General features: G+C 64.9%; 4 protein-coding genes. 2 read left to right on the top strand and 2 right to left on the bottom strand.

What is annotated here, in order from left to right:
• On the top strand, positions 1-762 hold a 762-nt coding region (locus ACE3S9_RS17190; RefSeq protein ID WP_374547704.1), incomplete at its 5' end, for a polysaccharide biosynthesis C-terminal domain-containing protein.
• 80 nt (positions 763-842) lie between these two features.
• Positions 843-1553, top strand: a complete 711-nt coding sequence (locus ACE3S9_RS17185; protein ID WP_374547703.1) for a L,D-transpeptidase — start codon at positions 843-845, stop codon at positions 1551-1553.
• A 10-nt stretch (positions 1554-1563) separates the two neighbouring features.
• Here the strand turns inward: ACE3S9_RS17185 and ACE3S9_RS17180 are convergent, their stop codons facing one another.
• Positions 1564-2781, bottom strand: a complete 1218-nt coding sequence (locus ACE3S9_RS17180) for a fatty acid desaturase (protein ID WP_374547702.1) — start codon at positions 2779-2781, stop codon at positions 1564-1566.
• 242 nt (positions 2782-3023) lie between these two features.
• Positions 3024-3235: bL28 family ribosomal protein (locus ACE3S9_RS17175; RefSeq protein WP_374547701.1), on the bottom strand; the 212-nt coding region annotated here is incomplete at its 5' end.

Here is a 3235-nt window from a genome sequence, read left to right as displayed (position 1 = left end):
CTCGCCTATGACCTCGGCCTGCGCGCGGTGCAGGCGATTGGCTCGGCGCTCGACGTCCTGCTGTTCCAGATCGCGGTGCGCGCGCATGATTCCCACGGCGAGAGCCACGCCAAGGCGCAGGTGGCGCACAATATGGCGATCGTCTTCGCCGTGCTCGCCCCCGCCTGCGTCGGCCTGTGGATCGTGCTGCCCTCGGTCGAGATCCTGATCGTGCCGGAGGCCTTTCGCGGCCCGTTCGCCCATTTTCTCGGGCTGATGCTGCCGGGCCTGTTCTTTTATGGCATGACGCAATTCGCGATCCATCCGATCTTCCAGATCGCGCGCCAGACCCGGCCGCTGGTGCTGGCCGCGCTCGCGGCCTGCGTGGCCGATCCGGTCTTTATCCTGATCCTGCCGCGCGGCGACGACGCCTCCAGCCTCGCGATCGCCCAGAGCCTGGCGCTCGCGGTCGGCTTCGTCACGCTGATCGGCTTCGCCCGCGCCACCAAGCCGCAATGGCCGCGCCTGCGCGACCTCGCTTTGACGGCCGCCGCCTGCGCCGGCATGGTCGCGCTCGACGCGCCCCTGCGCGCCTGGTCGCCGGGCCTTGGCCTGATGCTGGTTCAGATCGCGCTCGGCGGCGGCTTTTATGCGGCGGCGGTCGCCATCTTCGACATCGCCGGCCTGCGCGGGGCGCTGGTCGAGAAAATGACCCCGATCCTGACACGGCTGAGCCGCAAGGGCGGGATTTTCAAACTTCTTTTACCATTACGACTTGGCTAACCAAAACAACAGACAAATCTTTCCCCTCAAATTTTAGCGATTATACTTTACGGCGAAAGTACGCACAGGAGTCCTTCACCGTGAAGTCGCGCCATTTTGCGAGCGCCGCCGCCTGCGGCCTCACGCTTTGTCTTGCCGCAATGGCCCCGGCCCAGGCGCAGAACCTGGGCGGCGGATTCATCGAATTTCTCGCCACCGGCGGCCATGTCGCGCCGCGCGGGTCGCAGCCGCAGGCGGTCGTCTACGCCCGTCCGGCCGATTATGGCTCCGCCGGCGCGCTGATGAATCACCCGCCGGACCATTCCATGCAGGCGTCTCTGGCGCCGGTTCAGCCCAGCCGCGAAATTCCGCAGGAATATTATCGCCGCGAGGTGGATTATCCGACCGGCCGCCGGGTCGGCTCGATCGTCATCGACACGCCGAACCATTATCTCTATCTCGTCACCGCGCCCGGCCGCGCCATGCGCTATGGCATCGGCGTCGGCCGCCCGGGCTTCACCTGGGCCGGCCACAAATCCATCAGCCGCAAGGCCGAATGGCCGGGCTGGACGCCGCCGCCGGAAATGCTCAAGCGCCGGCCCGACCTGCCGCGCCACATGGAGGGCGGCCCGGAAAATCCGCTCGGCGCCCGCGCGCTTTATCTCGGCTCGTCGATGTATCGCATCCACGGCACCAACGAGCCCTGGACCATCGGCCAGAACGTGTCCTCGGGCTGCATTCGCATGATGAATGAGGATGTGATCGACCTTTACGGACGCGTCCCGGTCGGCGCGCCGGTCGACGTGCTCTGAGCGGGCGCGGTCACGCCGCAAGGACATTCGGCACGAGAGGCTCAGCGTGCGGAATGTCGTTTTCGCGCATGTAGGCGAGATGAGCCGGCGTCGCGAGGCCGCGGTCCCAGCCGTCGAGATGCGGCTGGATCACGCGCCGGTAGAGCGGCGGGATGAAGGACATCGCGACCAGCGCGATATAGGCGTAGCTGAGGCGCGGCGCGCCCGGCTGGATCTTCAGATCCGCGCAATGGCGCATCGGATGGAGATGATGATCCGCATGTCGCGCGGCGTTGTAAAGAATCGTATTGCTGAAGAAGGAATAGACGTCCCAGCTCAGGCGATCGCTGATGGCTTCGCCTTCGAGCCGGAACAAGCCGTAATGTTCGACATAGGCCGTGCTGTCGAACAGCAGCCGGGCGAAAGCTGCGGCGCCGAGAAAGGCCAGGCCGCCGGCCCATCCCGCAATGGCGAAGAAAACGCCGAAATAGAGGACGCAAATCGCCCAGGCGGCGATGAAACGATTGTGCGGCGAGACGGTCCAGCGCTTCATGCGGCGCAGACGCGCGGCTTCGGCGCGCGCGGCGAATAGCGTATTGCCGATGGTGGAGCGAATGGCGAAGCGATAGAGCGTTTCGCCGCGCCGGGCGGTGCCCGGGTCGCGCCGCAACCCGACATAGCGATGATGGCAGAGCGGATGATGCAGGCGCAGCGCAGGATCGAGCGCCAGGGCGCCGATCCAGTCCGACAAGTCCAGATCCAGCGGCGAATTCACACGATGGCTGAGCTCATGGGCAGCCGTCTGCGCCACGCCCCAATAGAATCCTTGAGCGACAAGGCCGAACAATTTGTCGCCGAGACTCGTCGACGCCCGCGCCGCCTCGAAATCGAGGCCGAGACTGTCCAGCCCCGCGACGAAATGGAACGGATCGCCCGTGGTGAAATAATGCGCCAGCACGAAGGCGTTGGCCAGCAGCAGGGGCAGAGCCGCCCGCAGCAGGACATCATGCAGAAAACGGGGCGGGTTGGCGGGCTCCGAGACGTCGACCCCGATCTGGAAATTGCCAACCACGATGACGACGACGAAAAGGACGAAGGGCGCCCACAGCCCGATTCCGCCGAGCAGAAGCCCAAGCAGGCCGAGAAGAAAGGCGACATTCTGCAGTGAATAGCGCAGATGGCCGAGACAAGCGGCGACCGGCGAGGAATAACGAAACCGCCTGGGCTCGATCCTGTTCGCGCGCGCCATCACCCGCCATCCTCAATCCGTCATCGACAACCAGCTTGTTCGAGGCAGTCGATAATGTCTGATAAGGGCGGCGGCTTAACACATTGAGAAAAACTGTTTTAACATTGTTCGCGACAGGGCGCGGCGCGCGGCGGCGCGCAAAAAAAGCTCGCGAACGCGTCGCGAGCTTTCTGAAATATGAAGAAAAGCGGCGGAGCCGACAGCCCGCCGCATCGTTCTTTTTTGCCTTTATAGAAGGGGCCTCAGGCCGAAGCCTGGGCTTCCGACGCCTTCTTGACGATCTCGCGCTTCAGCTTGAGGGCGTCGATCGACAGTTCGGCGTCGCGCGCCTTGAGCAGGAAGGCGTCGAGGCCGCCGCGATGCTCGACCGAGCGCAGGGCGGCGGCGGCGATGCGCAGGCGCACCGAGCGCTGCAGCGAATCCGAGATCAGCGAGACATTGACCAGATTCGGCA

The sequence above is a fragment of the Rhodoblastus sp. genome (assembly GCF_041915505.1).
In the GTDB taxonomy this organism is placed as follows: domain Bacteria; phylum Pseudomonadota; class Alphaproteobacteria; order Rhizobiales; family Beijerinckiaceae; genus Rhodoblastus.
Note: the sequence above shows the minus strand (reverse complement) of the source record. Positions and strands in the feature narration are given on the sequence as shown.